This window comes from Herbaspirillum sp. RV1423 (assembly GCF_000577615.1).
Classification (GTDB): domain Bacteria; phylum Pseudomonadota; class Gammaproteobacteria; order Burkholderiales; family Burkholderiaceae_D; genus Herbaspirillum.
The window spans coordinates 1-2,205 of sequence record NZ_CBXX010000080.1 but is presented as its reverse complement, the minus strand read 5'-3'; the positions used below and the strand labels follow the sequence as shown (position 1 = coordinate 2,205).

Here is a 2,205-nt window from a genome sequence, read left to right as displayed (position 1 = left end):
TTTGGTGGCGGCGACTTCCTAGAACAAGGAAAATCGCTGTCGCGTTGCAGGGCTCTATATCGACAACGATGTCGCGCTAAAATGACTTGGATATCGGCCGTCTAGATGGATTCAGCGTTTTTACACAGCCTCGGCCAGTTGCGGTCGTTAATACCAATTCCCCTAAATGACAGCCGCAAGCGAAATCACGACTTAACTGGATAATATGTATAACTTGTTAAACCTGTTTGCCGATGGGATAGAGTTAGAGTTGGTCATTGCCTTCGCTCTGCCTGTTATCTACACAGTGCTCTCTTTAATCTTCTTTTGGGGGCGAATCGATCGCCCTTGGTTTTTCGCGTCCATATCTTTGATCCTGCTTTTTATTTTATACAGCCTGGTGATTGACTGGACTCTTCCTGAGCCTCCGGCAGAGCACCTTCGGATCGTAGAACAGCCTCCTCTATTTGGCCCCCTAAGGGTTCCGATGTTGATATTCACTTTGCTCTCGTTACCAATCCTCTATTTTTTAGGGACGCAGTTTCGCAAGCGTCGAAAGTGAAACCGATAGAAGTCTGCTTCCGGCCAGAAGCCGGCATTCAAATTAAGGCATTATTGCGCAGTGCAGCAGTTGGTCTCCTTCAAAGTTAGGATTCAATGATCGATGCAGAACAAGCGAAGACCTTAGTACTTCGCCGCAGTGAGGCTTCATCCCATGGTAGGGAGCGCTTTGCTATCCAATCCTGTACGCTGTCTGAGCGTGGCGATTACTGGGTCATCCGAGCCAACAGTGAGGATTTTGTCGTTCGAGGCATCCAGGAACGCTGCTACGTCGGGGTAAATGCTCATCTTGTTAATACTGTCTCCGGCCAAATCGAAACCGTCGGCAGCGGCCGGAGTGTCGATCAGTACCTTGAAGACAAGTACGATGCCGCCGCGGCCGGGGCCATGCAATACGTGCTGGGCCCTGCATTTGGGAAGGACGACAAGCGTGCTGTTATTCGGCTCCGGCAGAAACTTGAGTGTTCGCTGCAGCAGGCAATAAAACTCGTTTTACCCGAGTCATCTAATTGGATTATCGGAACGCGGCGAACGCTTCTCCATATGCAAGCGATGCTGCTTCGAGAAGGAATTGCCACAAACATTCAACTTCGGAAGAGCCCGATATCTGCGGAATCGATCGATGACTCAGTTTGGCATTGGGATGCACTGAAGTTAGCTTTGAATCGAGTAGCGGCGAAATGAAATCCCGATTTTTCGGATCCTCGGTCAAGTAGACCGACGCGCACTCAGCCTGTTACGTTGAACGTTAGAGTTTTCCTAGGTCCGCAATGGGGGACCGCAATCGGCCAAGAACAGCCATCTAAGCGTTATGTGAAAATCTAATACATTAGACAATTTCAGAGAGAATATGCACAAAATTCTAGTTGCAACATTGCTTGCTTTTACCACTCTTGCGAGTGCCGGAACCTTGCGTTCTGAAAGCGAAATTCGCAGCTTTACCGACGGTGTGATGGGAAGTGTTGCTGCGGACAACATAGATGGTGCATTCAAGCAAATATCAGAATATTTTGTGCTTTCTGAAGCTGAATTGACACCAATAAAGGCCCAGTTGCAATTGCAGATGCCGAATTTGCTTCGCCGGTTTGGTGCCCCTGCTGGTTTTGATTTCATCGAAAGCAAGCAGAAAGGAAACTCACTGCTGTCGATAACCTACGTTGCGCAATATGAAAAGCACGCAATGCCGTGGACTTTCTATTTCTACAAAACGCCAAACGGATGGGTGCTCAATACCTTCCGCTTTGACGAAAATTTCATCAGACTATTCTCTAATTGATATTTCTGTCATTGCGCCAATTTGATGGCCGCAATCGGCCGAGGCTGTGTAAAAACGCTGAATCCATCTAGACGGCCGATATCCAAGTCATTTTAGCGCGACATCGTTGTCGATATAGAGCCCTGCAACGCGACAGCGATTTTCCTTGTTCTAGGAAGTCGCCGCCACCAAACACATCTCCTGACGCTAAGAGCGCCTATGCGCTCATCACCTTCATCAATGCCCCTACGCCGAGTATATTGATCATCCGCTTCATGTTGTATGCCAGGACATGCAAGCTCATCTCGGTGCTCACCCGGGCCTTGGTTTTAGTCAGGAAGTGTGTCGCGCCCATCCATGCCTTGATGGTGCCGAATGGATGCTCAACCGTTTGGCGACGAATCCGCATC

4 protein-coding genes are annotated in these 2,205 nt (G+C 48.9%); 3 read left to right on the top strand and 1 reads right to left on the bottom strand.

Annotated elements, in window-relative coordinates:
- The first annotated feature begins 205 nt into the window (after positions 1 to 205).
- The 3 genes from RV1423_RS28135 to RV1423_RS28125 all read left to right on the top strand — a co-directional run bounded on the left by RV1423_RS28135 (position 206) and on the right by RV1423_RS28125 (position 1,816).
- A complete protein-coding gene (locus tag RV1423_RS28135) occupies positions 206 to 541 on the top strand; it encodes a hypothetical protein (RefSeq protein ID WP_034303950.1) in 336 nt (111 codons plus the stop codon).
- A gap of 95 nt (positions 542 to 636) precedes the next feature.
- Positions 637 to 1,224, top strand: a complete 588-nt coding sequence (locus tag RV1423_RS28130) for a hypothetical protein (protein WP_051517025.1) — start codon at positions 637 to 639, stop codon at positions 1,222 to 1,224.
- Positions 1,225 to 1,390: 166 nt separating this feature from the next.
- Entirely contained in the window at positions 1,391 to 1,816 is a 426-nt protein-coding gene (locus tag RV1423_RS28125; protein WP_034303949.1) for a hypothetical protein, read from the top strand.
- A gap of 196 nt (positions 1,817 to 2,012) precedes the next feature.
- Here the strand turns inward: RV1423_RS28125 and RV1423_RS28120 are convergent.
- A partial coding sequence (locus RV1423_RS28120) for a transposase (protein ID WP_034303948.1) occupies positions 2,013 to 2,205 on the bottom strand: 193 nt, incomplete at its 5' end.